General features: G+C 64.8%; 12 protein-coding genes and 3 pseudogenes. 13 read left to right on the top strand and 2 right to left on the bottom strand.

From position 1 onward, the window contains the following. The 10 genes and pseudogenes from ACIBG0_RS41565 to ACIBG0_RS41520 all read left to right on the top strand — a co-directional run. Nucleotides 1-1,207: IS4 family transposase (locus ACIBG0_RS41565; RefSeq protein WP_397041041.1), on the top strand; the 1,207-nt coding region annotated here is incomplete at its 5' end. Between the two features lie 16 nt (nt 1,208-1,223). After that, nucleotides 1,224-1,403 (top strand): annotated as a pseudogene (locus tag ACIBG0_RS41560) (IS630 family transposase); the annotation flags it as partial. A 23-nt stretch (nt 1,404-1,426) separates the two neighbouring features. Beyond that, nucleotides 1,427-1,984 carry a Mu transposase C-terminal domain-containing protein gene (locus ACIBG0_RS41555; RefSeq protein WP_397041039.1) on the top strand — a complete coding sequence of 186 codons (558 nt, stop codon included), beginning with the start codon at nt 1,427-1,429 and terminating at the stop codon, nt 1,982-1,984. 50 nt (nt 1,985-2,034) lie between these two features. Next, complete coding sequence (locus ACIBG0_RS41550) at nt 2,035-2,889, top strand: TniB family NTP-binding protein (RefSeq protein WP_397041043.1); 855 nt, start codon at nt 2,035-2,037, stop codon at nt 2,887-2,889. Further along, a pseudogene (locus ACIBG0_RS41545) lies at nt 2,886-3,398 on the top strand (TniQ family protein); the annotation flags it as partial. The gene ACIBG0_RS41550 and the pseudogene ACIBG0_RS41545, both read left to right, overlap by 4 nt. 313 nt (nt 3,399-3,711) lie before the next feature. Then, nucleotides 3,712-4,233: a hypothetical protein gene (locus ACIBG0_RS41540; protein WP_397041045.1), complete on the top strand. Its 522-nt coding sequence runs from the start codon at nt 3,712-3,714 to the stop codon at nt 4,231-4,233. A gap of 159 nt (nt 4,234-4,392) precedes the next feature. Then, entirely contained in the window at nt 4,393-5,301 is a 909-nt protein-coding gene (locus tag ACIBG0_RS41535; RefSeq protein WP_397041036.1) for a recombinase family protein, read from the top strand. A gap of 598 nt (nt 5,302-5,899) precedes the next feature. Next, on the top strand, nt 5,900-6,388 hold the full coding sequence (locus tag ACIBG0_RS41530; protein ID WP_397041034.1) for a hypothetical protein: 489 nt from the start codon (nt 5,900-5,902) through the stop codon (nt 6,386-6,388). Further along, a complete protein-coding gene (locus tag ACIBG0_RS41525; protein WP_397041031.1) occupies nt 6,385-6,642 on the top strand; it encodes a hypothetical protein in 258 nt (85 codons plus the stop codon). Before ACIBG0_RS41530 ends, ACIBG0_RS41525 begins: the two co-directional genes overlap by 4 nt. 282 nt (nt 6,643-6,924) lie before the next feature. Next, a complete protein-coding gene (locus ACIBG0_RS41520) occupies nt 6,925-7,488 on the top strand; it encodes a recombinase family protein (protein ID WP_397041028.1) in 564 nt (187 codons plus the stop codon). 84 nt (nt 7,489-7,572) lie between these two features. Here ACIBG0_RS41520 and ACIBG0_RS41515 read toward each other — a convergent pair. Together ACIBG0_RS41515 and ACIBG0_RS41510 are read right to left on the bottom strand one after the other, a co-directional pair. Continuing rightward, nucleotides 7,573-8,389: pseudogene (locus tag ACIBG0_RS41515) on the bottom strand (IS5 family transposase). Further along, on the bottom strand, nt 8,379-11,303 hold the full coding sequence (locus ACIBG0_RS41510; RefSeq protein ID WP_397041025.1) for a discoidin domain-containing protein: 2,925 nt from the start codon (nt 11,301-11,303) through the stop codon (nt 8,379-8,381). The pseudogene ACIBG0_RS41515 and the gene ACIBG0_RS41510 overlap by 11 nt, the downstream one beginning before the upstream one ends. 2,271 nt (nt 11,304-13,574) lie before the next feature. Here ACIBG0_RS41510 and ACIBG0_RS41505 point away from each other — a divergent pair. The 3 genes from ACIBG0_RS41505 to ACIBG0_RS41495 all read left to right on the top strand — a co-directional run bounded on the left by ACIBG0_RS41505 (nt 13,575) and on the right by ACIBG0_RS41495 (nt 17,562). Next, nucleotides 13,575-16,139 (top strand): AAA family ATPase, encoded by a 2,565-nt coding sequence (locus tag ACIBG0_RS41505; RefSeq protein ID WP_397041021.1) that lies wholly within the window; start codon nt 13,575-13,577, stop codon nt 16,137-16,139. Between the two features lie 598 nt (nt 16,140-16,737). Continuing rightward, a complete protein-coding gene (locus ACIBG0_RS41500; protein WP_397041018.1) occupies nt 16,738-16,977 on the top strand; it encodes a hypothetical protein in 240 nt (79 codons plus the stop codon). Between the two features lie 234 nt (nt 16,978-17,211). Then, complete coding sequence (locus ACIBG0_RS41495; RefSeq protein WP_397041015.1) at nt 17,212-17,562, top strand: hypothetical protein; 351 nt, start codon at nt 17,212-17,214, stop codon at nt 17,560-17,562. The last annotated feature ends 445 nt before the right edge of the window (nt 17,563-18,007 follow it).

Raw genomic sequence — 18,007 nt, 5'->3', positions numbered from 1 at the left:
CACAGCCTTGGCCTTGGTCGCTTCGTCGTACTTCGATGGCATGGTCTGCCCATCCTCTCAAGAAAGAGAGTGGGCACGAAACACGGGGCGATTCACCCTGGCCCACCCCGGTTCCTCGGCGTTGGCCCAGGCCCGCCGCAGGGTCGGTGGCGCACCGTTGCGGGAGTTGTTCGGCCTGCTCGCCGGTCCTGCCGCCGGCGCGGCCCGCTGGCGTGGCCTGCTGGTCTGCGCCGTCGACGGCACCACCATGTTCGTGCCCGACACCGACGCCAACCTGGCTACCTTCCACCGCCAGACCAGCGGCAACGGCGACTCGGGGTATCCGATGCTGCGGCTGCTGGCGGTGGTGGCGTGTGGCACCCGCAGCGTCATCGACGCCGTGTTCGGCACCTACGGTGTCTCCGAACTCGCCTACGCCCCAAAGCTGTTCGGGTGCCTGAGTGAGGGCATGTTGTTGCTGGCCGACCGCAACTTCGCTGTCGCAGCACTGATCGGACAGATCGCCGAAACCAAGGCCGACCTGCTGATCCGCGACAAGACCAACCGTGTGATGCCGTTGATCGAGCACCTGCCCGACGGGTCGTGGCTCGCCCCTAAAGGCCCGGTGGTCGTGCGAGTGATCGATGCCGACATCGAGATCGCACCGCACGGCGGGCCGCGCCGCCGCGAACGCTACCGGCTGCTCACCACGCTGACCGACCACCGTCGCTACCCCGCCACGGAACTGGTGCGGCTCTACCACCAGCGCTGGGAGATCGAAACCACCTACGCCGAACTCAAATCGACCATGCTCGGTGGCCGCGTGCTACGCGCTCGCACCCCCGCCGGGATCGACCAAGAGGTCTACGCCCTCCTGGTCACCTACCAAGCCCTACGCATCGCCATCACCGACGCCACCGCCACCCACCCCGATGCCACAGCGCTGCAAGCCAGCTTCACCATCGCGCTCAACACCGCCCGAGACCAGGTCATCCACGCCGCCGCCGTCATCGCCGACACAGTCATCGACCTCGTCGGGCAGATCGGCCGCGCGGTCCTGACCGACCTCTTACCCGCACGCCGACCACGACAAAGCCCCCGTGTTGTCAAACGAGCAATCTCCAAACACCGCGCCATAGGTGCCATCGACCGCACCAATTACCCAACCGTCGACATCACTATCAACCTGCATGAACCACCCGAGTTGACACCAGACCCCACGACCTAACTGAGCGGCATTGCGGCTAACCGACAAGAAGCTACGCCGCAGCGCCCACCGGTCGATCCAGGCCCTCGAGCGCGACATCCGCGACTGGATCGCCGTCTGGAACGACAATCCGAAGCCGTTCGTCTGAACCAAGACCGCCGACGAGATCCTCGACCGACTCGCCTCATATCTTCAACGAATTCCTGGCGCGGGATAATAGGTGGGCGTACTCCGGCAGGGGTGTGGACGGAGAAGGCCGCTGAGCAGGGAACCCCGAAGACGGTGACCAACGAGACCGCGTTCCTGGTCGATTTCCTGCCGGTGGAGCGGCGGTCGCTGACCCGCAGCGGTTTTCGGCTCGACCACGTCCAATACTATTGCAACGCACTGAAACCACTGATCACGCGCCGGGAACTGCTCGGCAAGTTCGTGCTGCGCCGCGACCCGCGCGACATCTCCCGCATCTGGGCCCTGCATCCGGACACCGGTGAATACCTCGAGGTGCCGTACCGGACGTGGTCACGTCCGGCGATCAGCGTGTGGGAGCAGGCCGCGGCGGTGGCGCGGCTGCGGGAGCAGGGCCGGACTGAGGTCGACGAGGACGCGCTGTTCGCGATGGTCGAGCAGATGCGCCACATCACTGACACCGCGACCGCGGCCAGCCGCAAGGCCCATCGCGACGGGCAGCGCCGCCGGGACAACACCCCACCGCGGCGGGGCGCGTATCCGGTTGTGCCGCCGCCCGACGATTCGGTGGCCGGTCCGGTGGCCTCGTTCGAGGTGATTGAGCAGTGGTGAGCGGTGATCCGGATCTGTCGCATCTGCATCCGTCGGTGCGACAGATCGCGATGCTGCCGGTCCCGGAGCGGTTGCGGTATGTGCGAGGGGACCGGTGGATCGGCTACACCCGCGCCACCGAAGCCTTGACCAGGCTGGAAACGCTACTGGCCACGCCCCGCAAGCAGCGGATGCCGAACCTACTGATCGTCGGCCCGACGAACAACGGCAAGTCGATGATCATCGAGAAGTTCTGCCGAACACATCCGCCGGTATCGCATCCGGATCACGAACAGATCCCGGTGCTGACGGTGCAGATGCCCTCCGAGTCGTCGGTCACCCGGTTCTACACCGCGCTGCTGGCTGCCCTCGGTGCGCCGATGCGGGCCCGGGTGCCACGGCTGGCCGATCTTGAGCAGCTGGTGCTGAGCCTGCTGCGGGCCACCGGGGTGCGTGTGCTGGTGATCGACGAACTGCACAACATCCACGGCGGCCGCAACAGCGCGGTCCGGCGGGAGTTTCTGAACCTGCTGCGGTTCCTCGGCAACGAGCTGCGGATCCCGCTGGTCGGGGTCGGCACCACCGACGCCTATCTGGCGATCCGCTCGGACCCGCAACTGGAGAACCGGTTCGCCCCATTCACCCTTCCCCGGTGGCAGCCCGACGCACAGGGGTGTGCGTTGCTGGCCAGCTTCGCCGCCGCGTTCCCGCTACACCGGCCCTCGCCGATCGGGACCGCGGAAATGGCCACCTATCTGCTGACTCGCAGCGAGGGCACCATCGGTGAGCTGACCGTGCTGCTGACCGACGCCGCGATCGCGGCCATAGAGTCCGGGCAGGAAGCGATCAACCAGCGGACGCTGGTGATGGCCTCCTATGCCGGGCCGACCGAACGCCGTCGGATGTTCGAACGCGAACTGGCGTGACCGCGCCGTCCACACGATGGCCGCTGCATCCGCAACCGGAACCCCTGGAATCACTGTCGTCCTGGCTGGGGCGACTGGTCGGGCTCTACCGGATGCCGGTCAAACAACTGCTCGCCGCCCTCGTGCCCGAACTATCCCCACACCTCATCGAGCACGACCGGTGGGAGGTCCCCGAACCGTTGGCGAAAGCGCTGGTCGAGCGGACCGGAGTCGATCCCGGGCACCTGAAGACCATGACGATGGGCGGGTGGACGCCGTGGTTGCTCGACAAATCCAGCGTGCGGGATTTCGAAGCGCAGGAAGTGTTCGACACCTACGTGCGGCAGAACTCGGTGCTGCTGCGCCCCGGCGAGGCCGGCCGCAACCACGTGACCGAGCGGCGCTGGCGCGGGCCCTGGATGCCTGGTCCCGCATACCGGCAGCGGCACTGCCCAGTCTGCACTACCGACCCCGCGCGGCCCCAGGCGCTGGCATGGAAGCTGCCGCTGGTGACCGGGTGCGCCGAGCACGAATGCCGCCTCATCGACAATCACGAAAAATGGAAGCTTCTTCTACCCGAACACGAACGCCCACAACCGATCCCGGTTCCCGAACCGCTGGCCAGGCTGGACCGTCTCACCTACGAGGGCCTGGCCACCGGCCAGGTTCGCCTGCCCGGCCGCCCAGTCCACGTGGCCGTGTGGCTACGCCTGCTACGGAGCCTGCTGGACGAGGTCAGCCTGCTCGGCCGCCGCCAGCGCACCAAGCAGCGCCGAACTGATCTGGCAGACCACCGGCCGCGGACCGCGCGGCGGGCTGAGCGCCTGGAAACCCTACGAACTGATGGACCCGCCGACGCAGGAAGCGATGCGCCACGCGGCGGCGGTCGCGCTCGACCTCGTCGTGGCACGGCGGATCACCGCCGACAGCGAGTTCGCCTCGGCGCTGGTGACCCCGCCGCACACCCCGGTGTACGAGGGAGACAGGCCGACACCGCTCGTGAGCGCCTGGAGGCAGGCGATCACCGAGGTGACCGCAGTGATCGACCGCGCCCGCGTGGATCCGGCGACCGCGCAGCAGTTGCTCGCGCTGGCGGCCCTGTCGGTCCGGACGCTGGAGCACTTCGAGCGCGAACGCGCCTTTCTCGTCTCCCTCGACATCCCCACCGACTTTCTGCCCACGACCACCGAGTACGCCACACGGCTGTGCCCGATGTGTGACGACGACGTCTTCGCAGTGATCCGCAAGATGGGCATGCGCCTGGACGACCTCCCCCAGCGGATCGGCGACCGACGTGGCCTGTCGGTCCAGGCTCGGGAGCGCGCACCCGACCGCCGAAACGGATCCGTTGATGTCGTCAAATGACCCTTTGACGACATGCCCCCAGAGCCCGCCTTAGGCCCACCGGAATCGCGCGGAAACAGCCCACCCGATCCAATGCGATCCGTTCCCGATTGACGACAGGGTTTGACGACAGGTAGTACGGTGAACGGATATCCCACCAGGCCACGGAAGGACTCTGCGATGGCCGAACTCGTCTACACACGGGTATCCACCGACGAACAGAGCACCGTGCGCCAGACCCACCTGCTCGCCGAAGCCGGTCTGGCCGCCGGCGCCGACGGCGTGCGGCTGTTCGCCGACCCGGCCACCTCGTCCAAGATCCCCGCACTCGAACGCGATGGCTTTCGCGAGCTGGCCGGATACGCGCGGCCCGGTGACCGGCTCACCGTGTCCGAGCTGTACCGGTTGTGCCGCGATCTCGCCGACATCCTCGCCGTGCGCGACTGGTGCCAACAGCACTCGGTGAAGCTGCGGGTGCTGTCCGGGGCGTTGTCGGGCATCACCGACCTAGCCGCCACCGACGCGACCACCACCATGCTGGTCAACGTGCTGATCTCGGTCGGCCAGTTCCAGCGCGACCTGCAAAACGAACTCACCCGCGAGGGCTTGGCCACCGCCTGGGCGCAAGGAACCAGATCCGGCCGCCGCCCGCAGGTCGCCACTATCGGAGCATTGGAGAAGGTGCGCCAGGAATACCGTGAAGGCGCGAGCATCGCCGCTCTGGCCCGCCGGCACCACGTGAGCCGGGTCGCTATCCGCACTGCCCTCGCCGACCTTCTACCCGGCCGCCCCGAACAACCCGCACCCGCCGATATCGACGAATCTCGCCCGATCCGAATCGAGCTGCCGGGCAAGATCGTCCGTCACCTGACCGGTTTCGTCGCCGACCTCGGTGAAGCCGAGCGCCACGCCCTGCACCGCGGCCGGGAAGTACAGCGCGGCCAGGGCTACAGCCTGCACGTCACCGCGCCGCCGCACGTTCACCAGGCGCTACTGACCGCCGCCGAAACAGTCGGCGAGAACGCTTCAGCAGCCGACCGCAAGGCATTTCGGATCTACCGGGACCGGCTGAACGCCGCGACTACCTGATCAATTCACGCTGCCTTCGGGTATGCGCAGGAGTATGTCAAGAAGCTCGAATTCGGACCCCAGATAGACATGCTGAAGGCGCGGCTGGCCACCGGAGTGGCTTCGACTGCCACCGCGCCTTGACAGGTTCCCAGGACTGGAATGTAGACCGACCGATAGGCATGTTTGTATTCTGCCCAGGTAACGGGCAAATCGTGTGATCGGCCGTGCTGTGTTCGGGAAAGCGATCGGGAAAGCGTGGGCGGATCTTCGCGACGGGTTGATCCCCCTCGTAAAGAGCGCTGCGGAAGTGCGAGCAGCGCCACCGCGCCGTGCCGCGGAACACCTTCAGCACGCGGCTTCCGCGATACATGCCGCCGACGAGTCGAACGCGCTGAAGGACGCCGCCGCGGCCGTCGGCGATCGAGAGCCACATCCCCACCTGGTACAACCCGTCGCTGCGCTTCCTAAAAGGACGAGAAAGACGGATCCGGCAGACGAGTTCTTGAAAGACATTTACGGGGAGCGGTACCACACCAACGGCTCCATTATGGCGCGGACGTACGCTCGTTCGTTGGCGCGAGTACCTGAGGTGTTCCACCGTACTGTCGCGGCCTATATGAAAGAAGCACCCCATGGCGGCATATGGCTAGGTGACGGCCGTTTGCTGGAACTCAACCATCCGGGATGGTCTGCGGCAACGCGTGGGGGGACGCCGGAAGGCTGGCCGGAGGGCACAACCTGGAACGATGTCGGCGGCGCATACGACGTGAGACATCGGGCACTACTTGCGGGCTCACCGCACGAGAGTGACATCGCGCTGCACGAATTCGGCCACGCGGTCGATCATGCCTTCGGCATGCCGAGCCAAGCGCCGGCATTCGCGAAAGTCCACGCCAACGTCGTTCCCCTCATACCCCACGAAAGCTCGGAGACTGCTGCCTACTTCGCGCAGCCCGGAGGAGTCGGAGAAGAGGAACTGTTCGCCCACGGCTTCGGCTGGTTCCACGACACCCAACAGCCCAGATTCTTCGACTCGGTCGCCGCTGGCCACCACCTGACAGACTATTACCAGGCTTTGACATCGAGTATAGGGATCCCAACATGAGCGACAGACATCCCCTGGCCCAGCGCCTCGACGACGGACGTATCCTCCTGCGCTACTCCACACAAGAGCCCGACGGCGCCAAAATCGACGGCTCGGTCGCCATAGGTCCCGAAGACCCGGCATACGCCGGCTGGAACGCAGAGATCACACACTGGGAACACAGCACCAAACGCCCCGACGACTCGATCGACTACCAACCCATCGACTACGAGAACCTTCCCATGTTCCCGGAGCACCCCAACAAGGGCCGCTGACCCACAACCTCGATCCCAGGCTGAGCCAGTTCACCATATGTCGTAACGCTCACATCCCTCGACGGACACCACTATCGAGAGATCGGCCAGAACGCTATGACCCTCCCACTGCTGAGCCCGTGGACAAAGCCCGATGCACACGACTTCGAAAATCCGTGCACACGACTTCGAAAATCGACAGAATCCGCAGGCCAGCGAGACCCGCCAGTGGGTCATAACTCGTGTGCGGAATCTACGGGACGAAAACCTGGCATGTCAGCCCTTTATGGGACAGTTCCGGGCATGGCACGGTTCGGATACGCGCGGGTCTCCACCCGTGGGCAGAAAGACGACTCCCAGATCGACGCCCTCACCGCCGCCGGGTGCGAACGGATCTGGGTGGACAAGGCCTCCGGCAAACTCGCGAGCCGCCCTGAATGGGACAAATGCTTCGATCACCTGCGTCGTGGCGACGAGTTGGTGATCACCCGGCTGTCGCGGCCGTTCCGGTCGGTGCGGCACATGACCGAACTCGCCGCCGCGCTCGACGAACGCGGCATCGACCTCATCGTGCTCAAACAAGGCATCGACACCACCACCCCGGCCGGGCGGTTCCTGTTCCACGTCATCGCCGCCATGGACGCCGCCCCGATCAGCGAAGGAACCCTCGAAGGCTTGGAATCCGCACGAGCCCGCGGCCGGGTCGGTGGCCGGCCACCCGCCCTGACCGGACTGCAGGCGCTCAAGGCCCGCGAGATGTACGACGAACTCGATCAGCAAGGCAAACGCAAATACACCGTCACCCAGATCGCCGACACCTTCAGCGTTTCCCGCAAAACCATCTACCGCCACCTGACCACAACCTGAATCCCAGACCCGCCCTCGAGCAACGACTCCGGCAAATCCGCCCGATTTTCGGTCAGTCGGGAACCCTGAACCGGAAACTCAACATCACTGCTGGTCAAGCCATGGTCGTTGTTTTTCGCGCAGTCCCCCAAAATGCGTGGCCTTGCGGTCGTAGCGGATGTTGAGCCGGTGGTAGCCGGTCAACCAGGAAATGGTGCGTTCGATCACCCATCGGTGACGGCCGAGGCGGTCGGAGGATTCTATGCCCTTGCGAGCGATACGGACGCCGATGCCGCGATCACGCACCCATGTCCTCAGGTCAGCGGCGTCATAGGCTTTGTCGGCGTGCAGCTTGGCGGGCCTGCGCTGGCGGAGGCCGCGTCGTGATCGGACCGCGGGGATCGCTTTGACCAACGGGCGCAGTGCCTGCGCATCATTGGTGTTGGCGGCCGAAATACCCACCGCCAGAGGGATTCCCGCACGATCGGTCAGGACATGGATCTTCGAACCCGCCTTGCCGCGGTCGACCGGGCTCGGCCCGGTCAAAGGTCTCCCTTTTTTGCTCGCACCGACGCCGCGTCGATCACCGCACGCGACCAGTCGATCAAGCCTCTGCTACCCAGCTCATCCAGCACAGCGCGTGTAATCGCCGCCAGAGGCCGGCGTCAGTCCACGCACTGAACCGGCGATGCGCGGTCGGGACCGTGACACCGAACGATGGCGGCAGCATCCGCCACGCACAACCACTGGTCAGCACGAACACCACCGCAGTGAACATGGCACGCTCATCGGTGGGCGCGGTGCCGCCGCCTTGCGGGCGCGGGGTGAACTCCGGTAGCAGCGGCTCCGCCAGAGCCCATAGTTCGTCTGGGACAAGACGTTTGGACAACTCATCGACAACAAGCCGAACATCATGCAGCATAACTGGATCCGACGCAGCAGAACCGAATCACAACCACGTAAGACACGGTCTTAGCGAGATAGTCCCCGGCGATGATGTCAGTGTGGTGGGCCGTTGATTTCCAGTTCTCGGATGGCCGGGCGGGGTCGAGGGTGACCGGTGTCCAGGTGTGGTTGTCGGCGGATGCGGTGATCGTGTAGGACGGGGCGGTGTCGGCCCAGTTCGGGAGGATGCGGCCGATGCGTTGCTCAGCGCCGAGATCGACGGTGAGGTCTCCTTGCGTACTGTCGGGTGCCCAACCGGTGGCGAGATTGCCGTCAACCGCAGCGTCGGCGTATCGGCCTGGTTCCTCGGAGGAAGCGGTGGCCGGTGCGCAGCGGGCGAGGTTGTCGCTGTGTGCCAGGTCCGGCCGCCGGGTCTTGACAGTCAGCGGCTGCCCGGGACTGATGTGTTGGGTGCCGGCCGGGGTGTCGACCGGCATCGGTGCACCGTTGGTGAGGGTGATGGTCGTGTGGTCCGGTCCTAGCTCGGCATCGAAAGTCCTTCCCTGCCAGTGCATTCCATGAATGGCCGCCCCGGATTTCAGTTCGGGCGCCAAGAGTGGGTCGATGCGGACCGTGTCCTCACGCAGGCGCAACCCGAGCAGTCCGTTGGTGAACGTCTGCAGGAATCCGCCCGCCGCAGTGACAAACGTGAAAGCCGGTGCGCTGACCAGGATTTCCTTGAGACCACCGTTGCCGCGTGACTCCGAGAATTGCCCGAACGGTGCCCGCATGAACGGTCGCACCGCGCGTTCGAGGTAGGTATTCGTCGCGCATCCAGGCATTCCGTTCGCCGCTGCGGCGATGGCGTGAACGGAGTCGGTCATCGCCGGTCCGTCGGGATCGGTGCGTTCGGCATAGTAGTCGAGGGTTTTCGCCGCCACCTCGGGGGGCATCGGCCATTCCAGTGGGTAGATCAGCATCGCCGTGTCGGCTTGTTTGATAGGTGTGTCCTGGTAGCCGTCGTACTGGAGGAAAACCTGCCGTCCGGGGTCGAACGGTATGCGGAGCCGGTCGGCGATCGTGGTCCATTCCGGTGGGCTCGGCTCGCCGAGCAGGTCCGCGGCGTGGGCGGCGTTGCGCAGCGCGAGGGCGGCAACGGCGTTGGTGTAGACGCCGTCGCGTACACCGTTGCTGTATTCGTCCGGACCAGCGACGTTGTCGATGGAGTAGCTGCCGTCCAGGTTCGGTGTGACGCGGGAGGCCCAGAATTCGGCCACGTTCTGCATGACCGGCCAGATGCGGGTGCGTAGATAGTTCTTGTCGCCGGTGGCGAGATAGTACTGCCAGGCGGCCAGGGAGATATCGCCCTGCACGTGGATCTGGGTGAGGCAGTGCGGAGGAAGCCAACTGTGGCATTCGGCCATATCGCCGTGGCTGGCGCTGGTCCAGGGACAGAATGCGCCGCGGTAGCCGAGTTGTTGTGCGTTGGCCTGCGCGGCGGGAAGCGTCTTGTATCGGTACTCGACTAGAGATTTCGTCAGTTCCGGCGCGAACTGCATGAGTGTCGGGAACATCCAGATGTCGGCCTCCCAGAACACCGAGCCCGCATAGTTGTCACTGCTGAGCCCGACCGGTGGAATACTGTTGTCCTGCTGGGAGTTTGTACTCGAATACAGTGAGTACAGTGAGCCCCGCACCCAGGACTGGACCTCGGGATTACCCGGAGTGGTGATGTCGCCGTACCACAGCGCCCGCCATGCCGCGGCCGTGTCTTCGAGCATCCGCGACCATCCCTTGTCCGCGGCCTGCTGTGCGGCGTCGAACGCCGCGGTGGCGGGATCCCACGCGGTGAGTGTGGTGTCGACACCGACGAACTTCGTCACCTCGTAGGTCTCGCCCTCGCGCACCTCCAATCGCGCATCCCGGCCGACGGTCAATCCGACTGCGGGCGAAACCTGCTGTGCCGCCGATATGTTCGTTCGCAACAGCGAGGCGACCTCACCGGTGACTGCGGTGCCGTCGGTGCGGAATCCAACGCGGATACCGTCCTCACCGCGGGCGCCTCCGTCAGTTTGTGTCATCCGGCGCGCCCCGGCACCGTCGAGCAGATCGCTCACCACGACCTGACCACTCCAGTGCGGCACGAGGGTCAGGTGCACGGCCCCTACGTGCTGATCGATGTGATCGGTGAGCAGCTCGTAGACCAGATCGGTCTGCTTGCCGTCGCGTGTGGTCCAAGTGAGGGTGGTGCGCACCAGCCCGCAGCGCAGGTGCAGCGTCTGCGCGAAATTCGTGATCTGCGCTGCCGGTGTCGCGGCGGAGTAGGTCTGGTCGCCGACCCCCACGGTGAGCCCGGACCAGTTCGGAACCGCCGCCGCCACCTCGCGGTCGTCGGCGACACCCGGTGCGTGACCGTATAGTCCGGTGACGAACGCGCCGTCGTAGCGGGGTGTGTAGAGCGGCCAACCGCTCAATTCGTTCGTCACGGCGTAGCCCATACCGCGCGGTGGCACCCGCAACCCGAGATAACCGTTGCCCACGAACGGATGCCGATCGTAGCGAGCATCAACCTCGCTGCTCGACGGCGCCCACTCCGGCGCCGAGGCTACCTTGTCATCCGGACAGATAGTCGCCGACGCCGTCTCGGAGACATGGCGAACCGCGACCACGGGAACCCGAGCAACCAGCGCGAGGACCACAAACACTGCGACAGTGATCAAAGCGCTAGCCCATACGCCGACCCGGCCGAAGAACCCGCCTATCGATGACAAACTCCGTACCTTCCGTGTGATGCGTGGACCCGCCGAGCTTTCCTCGTCGCTGCGGCGCAGCGCTGACAACGCCGCACTGAGACGTTTCGCGAACACAGCGCATGTCGTCAGTTGGTTGATGTCGAGTGCTTCGGTGATGGTGGGCCAGGAGCGAGTGCCGGTGGGCCGCAGATTAACCATCGCCCGGAATCTGGAGCTGGGGGAGCCGGTTCGCCAGTGCGAGAGCACATGGCTATGCGTCGGCTTCAAGGGGCGGGTTCCGACGGTGATAGTGTCGGGGAGTTCGACTTGACGGGGTAGATCGTATTCATCGGGAATGCCGCTGCCGCTCGACAAGTAGATTCTGGTGCCGCGCAAGGCGTCCGCGTGCGCCATGACATCGTGAGCCAGCCAGTCGGGTCGGGGGTGGGCCGAACATGTTGTCCGGAGTTACCGGAGTAGGTTTCCACGATGGTGCGGGTTTAGGCTTGTCCGGCGCCGAAGGCCAGGGTGTAGCAGCCGCTGTGGGCGGCGACGACGGAATACAGGCCCGGTGTCCGAAAGGTGAGCAATATCGCGGGCGCGGCGCCCATCGACGCCCCCTTCGATCACGTTGCGGCCGTTGCCCTTGAACTGCCCAGGCCCCCACCAACGCTCGAGCACGCAGCAGTTGCAGATCGCCCCACAGCAATCCAGTCACACCACACACTCCCGGCTTGTATTTGGGCAGGTCGCGATAAGCATGACCGGATAAGTAGACGCATATCATCGGCAGGCGATTGCGCTCGCACCGGCTTGATCGCCCGGATCGGATTGCCACAGCCGAGACGCAACCGCCACTTCATGACCGGGGCGGTGCCATCGCGGATCAGAGTGCCAAGCGCCGTCCTCGATCACCACCTGATGCGCACCGGCTACCGATCCTGAAATCGTGGTATCGATCTCGCCTGTGAATCAACAGCCCGCCGAATCGAACCCGCCAACGCCCTCCAATCAACACCACCTACCACCGACGCGCCACAGGACCGCGCCAATCGCAGAAAGCCGAATCCACGAATATTTGCGCCGAAATACTCGCCTAGTCGAATCCCTGGAAACACGGGATAGCCCTCGACCAAACTGTGGACCGGCAAGCCTGATATGTCAATAACTAACCCGCCCACAGCAAATCCAAAAATTCGCCAGAAACTCATGATAACCCGAATCGAGGGCGACCCAAATTATCTCAAGGTACAAATACGTCGATGTTCGGCACTCGGATCGCGACCGGTGAAGTACCCGTCGACGCACACCGCATGGGCGCTGAAGTCCGCTCTAACGCGTGCGGCGAGATCGGCAGGATCCTGCGTTGCTCCCGCTGCGGCCAGCCGATGCACGCCACCGACGTCAATCCAATGCCCGGACCGCACACAACCGTTCGAGTGCGGTTTTCCCGGCGAACGCCCAAATTCGCGTTATCATCTTGAGGCTGGCGAGATCGTAGTCTTGGCCAGGCCCCTTGTCGGTGCAGTGACCTAGCGGTCATGTCCCCTCAGCCAGTCGACGCAGTCCGGCACGGCACATTGGACATCGTACTCCGGCAGGAAAAAGGTGTCCTCCTGTGGTGGTGTCGAGGTAGTTATCCCTGAGCCCGTCGGATTGCGAGTCTCCGGGAGGGTGATATTCGGGCTAGGAACGACAGCGTTGATCGCCGCGACGACCTCGCTGTATGTACCAGCCATCCATTTCTAGACGTTGGACTCGGTGGTTGGACCGCCGCGCGAGAATGAGTAGCACGATCGCCCAGCCCGCGGTCATCCATAGGCCTGTGGCGTACGCAAGCGGACGAGGTGGGCGGTATCAGGTGGGTCATCGCCCCAGATCGGCACACCGAGCAAGCTTGGTAGCGCGAAGAACGGGGCGTCGGGCAGGTCAGGCGGTCCCCAGATCGTGCCGATTCGTCGGGCTGACACTGTCGCCAGCTTGCGGGACGAATAAGTCTGGGGTCTTCTTGAATCCTGGGAACTGGAGCCCTACCACCGTCGGTGTCGCTGCGTCCTCGCGCCACAACACATCATTCAAACGCGCATGCATGCCGATGGTGCTGGCGACGAAGACCCGCCGCACGCCAACTCCATCGCCGCCTCCAGTGCGTTGAGCACGCCGGGGTGTCGGCGCGGAGGTACCCGATCGGCCAGGCACAGGTCCAGAAGTGCTCGCGCGGTATGCGATCCGATAGAACCCCACCGCCGGTAATGAGTACCATTCGCCTTCCTCCTCACATTCAGCCGGCAATTGACCCACTTCGTTGAGAACGAAATCGTCAGGTGATCGCGCGGATTACGTTTCGAACTTCATCAATACCGATGGACTACCACCATGCGCGCGGCGCACGATGAATCTCCCCGAGGGCGATTGATACCGCGCATCAGATGATTGGCGGTGGGCAGTAAATTCGAGCGCATTTCCGACCGATCGACTATCCTGCTTAATGTGACAGCGCAGCATCCCCTCGGTAGCGGCGTCCCTCCGACGGCGAGCGGTGATTTCGTCGGACGAGAACGAGAGCTGGAAAAAATCGCAACCCTATTTCTGTCTTCGACGCGGCTGATTACCTTGATCGGCGCGGGCGGCATCGGTAAGACCCGGCTCGCGACCGAAGCCGCACACCGGTATCACAAGGCGCGCCGGGTGCCGATTCATTGTGTCCGGCTGGCCCGACTCGCCGCAGGTTCGGATGCAACAGCGGTCGAGGAGGAACTCGCTCACTCGATCATCGACGTCGACTTCTCGAACCGATCGACCTGGGATGCCCTGATCGATAAGTTCACCCGAACCGACTGCGCCACCCGCAATCCGCAGACGATTCTGGTGATGGACAACTGCGAGCACGTCTTGAACGGCGTCGGTCAGGTGATCGCCGACCTGCTAGGTGCGGTGCCCGGCCTGACCGTGCTGGCCACCAGCCGCGAGGCCATCGGCTGGGTCGACGAGCAATTGGTGCCGGTCCCAGCACTGTCACGCGAACAGGCGCTCGCCTTGTTCCGCGCCCGAGCGGAGTTGACCGGCCACCCCATTTCCGGTGATGATGATGCCGCACTCGCCGGCTCGATCTGCTGGCACATGCAAAACCACCCCCTTCACATCAGGCTGGCCGCCGCCCGGCTGACGCGGCAACCGTTGCCGATGATCCTGCGTGATCTCAGCGGCGAGGACGGCGACCGACGGCTGGGCTGGTCACATGGCCCACGGGTCGGCGCAGACCAAAGGCACTGGCGCATCCACGATGTCATCGCCTGGTCCTACGACCTCTGCCAGGACAACGAGCGCCTGCTTTTCGAGCGCATGTCGGTCTTCGCCGCTGGTTACGACAGCAATCCCGACGACGATCACGGCGCATCGGGCAGCGATGCGGGAGCCGAACTCGAAGCGATCGAGGCGGTATGCGCCGACGACGACGGCGCTGGCATCGCTCGCGACGAGATCGAGGGTTTACTGGAGCGCCTGGTGGACCAATCGCTCGTCACGGTGCACCTGACACCGAATTCAGTCCGGTATTCACTACTGGAAAGTCTGCGAGTCTTCGCCCAGCAGCGGCTGCGCGAGCGATCGGCGGGCGCGGAGTGGGAGCAGTTGGCCGACAGGCACCGTCGCTACTACCGGGACAAGGTCGTCCACGCCGGAACCCAATGGTTCGGCCCAGCCGAACAAGACCTGCTCGACTGGGCGCGGGCGGCCTGGGACAACCTGCTCACCGCGATGGACAGCAGCCTCGCCACACCCACTGAGTCCACGATTGGACTTGAGATCGCGACCGGGCTGATCGCCCTACGCCTGCCGTTCTTCATGGGTTCGCTGCGTGAGTCCCGTCGCTGGGCGATGCGCACCCTGGAAGCGACCCGAAGTCTCGATCCGCCACCAGTCGAACTAGAAACCACCTCGATGGCGCTGACCGCGTGGGTCACCATGTGCCAGGGCGTGCACGACGAGGCCGCGCAGATGCTCGACGAATGCGTCGCCACCAGCATCGCGCATGCGGAAGTCGGCGCGAATTGGCGAAATGATCCGACAGCCGATCTCGGACTGCCCGCGCCCGTCGAGTTTGCCCGTGGCACCGAGCTGCTTTTCGCCGGCGATCCACGTTCGGTGATTGTGCTGGCTCGCGCACGCGAGCGGTTCCTCGGCGGCGGCGACCACGGCGGGGCCGCCATGAGTGAGTTGTTCCAGGCCCTGGCGGCCGGACTGCTCGGCACCGCGCCGCAGGCATTGGAGATCGCACAGGGGTATCTCGAGTACGCCACGCGATCGCGTGCCGGATGGATCCAGTCCTGGGCCGAATTAGCCTGGGCGATAGCACTGACCAAGCACGGTGATCCACATGAGGCATTGGCCGTCGGGCGTACCGCGCTGACGAGTCAACTGTCGATGCGGGACCAGTGGGGAGCGATCTGGGCGGTACATATCCGGATGTGGACGCTTGCCCGGTTGATTGCGGACGCGCGGGTCGAGCACGGTACCCAGCCCGATTCGGTACTCGGCTTGGCGACCAAGATCGCGAATCTCGCCGGTGGTGCCGACACGGTCCGGAAGCGCCTGGGCGTGAACATCGCCAACCTCGGGCCGTTCGCGACCGAAACGGACAAAGCGATCGCGACGGCACGAGATGTGCTCGGACACCAGGCCTTCGCTGCGGCGAAACAAGAAGGCTCGATGCTTCGACCGGAGTTCGACGAAGCGGCTCGACTGGCCCTGGGCACCTTGTCGTTGAACAAGCTGGCGCTGGATCGTCCGGTCCGACGACACCGTCCGTCCAAGTGGAACGAGTTGTCGAACGCCGAACGCGAAGTGGCCGTACTCGCCGCGGCGGGTTGGACCAATACGGCTATCGCAGCCAGTCGTGGCAGTTCATTCAAAACGGTCGATGCGCAGATCGCCTCGATCTTCAGCAAACTGGTAATCAACTCCCGGGCCGATATCGTCACCCTTGTCCCCAGCGATGCTCGGGACAAGGTCGCACAGGCGGCCGCACGCCGACCCCAACAACGAAGAGGTCGATAGCCGAATCAGCTCAGGGATGTCCGGGTAGGTCTGTCCGGTAGACGGCTCTGTCCCACACTCGGTGGCAACGCCCAGCAACTGAGGTCCCCATGTGTCGGAGCGTGAGGTGAATGTATCTGCCGCCGTGGTATTTTCAGGGTTGTCACCACTGGTGGTGGAGGATGTAATCGATGAGGAGCAGCGGATCCTGGTGCTGACTCGGACGCCCAGCGGTCCGGGCTGCGGTGCAGGTTCGGTGCAGGTGCACGACTGTCACCGGCGGACCGTCGCCAACGTACCGCTCGATAGCAGATCGGTGACGGTTGAGGTCCGGGTTCGACGGCTTGTATGCCTAATTCCGGGCCGCTGCAACACTCGCCGGGCTCTGCCCGCCGCCAGGCAGGCGTCAGACCGGTGGCATTTGCGGCACGGCCTGGCTCATGTGGCCGAGAAGGCGGTCGCCGCCCCACAGCGCCTGTCGGGCGAAAGCTGGGACCGAAGCGGCAGCTGTTGACTCACGAACACACGACGCTAGAGCGGTGACGGCCATTCACGGCCTCCTCGATCCGGTGTCGGGTTGCTGAATTGCTCACGGCGGCTGAGGCTTTCGCTGACCACCGTGAAACGCTACGCCCGCGTGCCCGAGCCGGACCAGCCGCGCCGCCCACCACAGTACCGGGCCTGCCTGGTCGATGCTACCGCGACCACCTGCCTGCCCGTCGCGTCGCCGAGCCCAGTGTTCCGCCTGCATGCCAAGACCAAGGCCCTCAGCTACACCTGCGGTCTCAACCTGCTCTACAAGTACGTCAACCAGGGCCGCCTCGACAGCGATCGGATCACTCCTCACCACGACGGGTAACCGCTGGTCGCTGACCCGGCCGACCAACCTATCCCAGGGGCGACGCGCCCACCTCGACGAACTACTGGCCGCGTCCCCGGAAAAGACCACCCTCGCCCAGGCGGTACGCGAGTTCGCACGACTGATGCCCGTCACCGCCATCACCCCCGCAACCACCCTGACCACCACCCCTCCGTCCAGCAGATGCAGCCCGGCCGGTGCATCCGCTGGACCGGTCCAGCGAGTGGTGACGGGATGAGCATCGACGACGGAACTCACGTCCGGACCTCCACCCCTGTCGACCACGGCGTCCGCGTGCGCACCGAGGAGAACTGGAAGGGAGCGCAGGTCGAAGCAGACGTACCGACCTCCACCCACCTCCTCGGCGCCGGACTCGAATCCTGGCTTGTCGACCTGCGCACAGCCGCCGAACAGTCGAACACCCTGCCCGCCAACACCTCTCGGCCTCACTGCGCAGATCGCCCCGAGCGAACACGAAGAAAGGACACGACGTGCCGCACTACCGAGTACGTTCCGATAATGGCTGTGCGCTGGAACGCGGGCTGTCCGGCGTCGGAGTCTGATTTCCGCCGTCTGGTCGAGTGACGTGTGAGGATCGCGGTGACCAAGGCGAGGTAGACCGCGACGGGTACGCCGCAGACGATGGCCCGGGCCGGGTGGGGATCTGTTCGGCAGCGGCGTTCAGAGCCGGGATGTAGGTGGGCGCCCCGGTCAGGCCGAGGTCTTTGATCTCGGCGTACAGCCAGCTGGTGAGCCACATCGAGGAGGCTGCGAACGTCGCGGTCGTCGTCGCGATCCGGAAGATCCGGTGCCAGTCTGCGCGCGGTGGAGTGTAGCAAGATGATCAGCAGCGGCACATACCACACCCCTGTGATGTCCCCACGCCAACGGAGGCACCGTGCCCTCGGTATGCCTTGTCGCCAGCACCGACAACAGCAAGCGTGCGGGCGGTCCATGCAGGCGTCAGTTCCGATGCAGCTCAATAGCATTCCTCGTAGTCGAGTATCCGACGTCCCGCGTCGGTCCAGGA

Source organism: Nocardia sp. NPDC050630 (assembly GCF_044457245.1).
In the GTDB taxonomy this organism is placed as follows: domain Bacteria; phylum Actinomycetota; class Actinomycetes; order Mycobacteriales; family Mycobacteriaceae; genus Nocardia.
The sequence above is the reverse complement of the archived record's forward strand: the minus strand, read 5'-3'. Positions and strand labels throughout refer to the sequence as shown.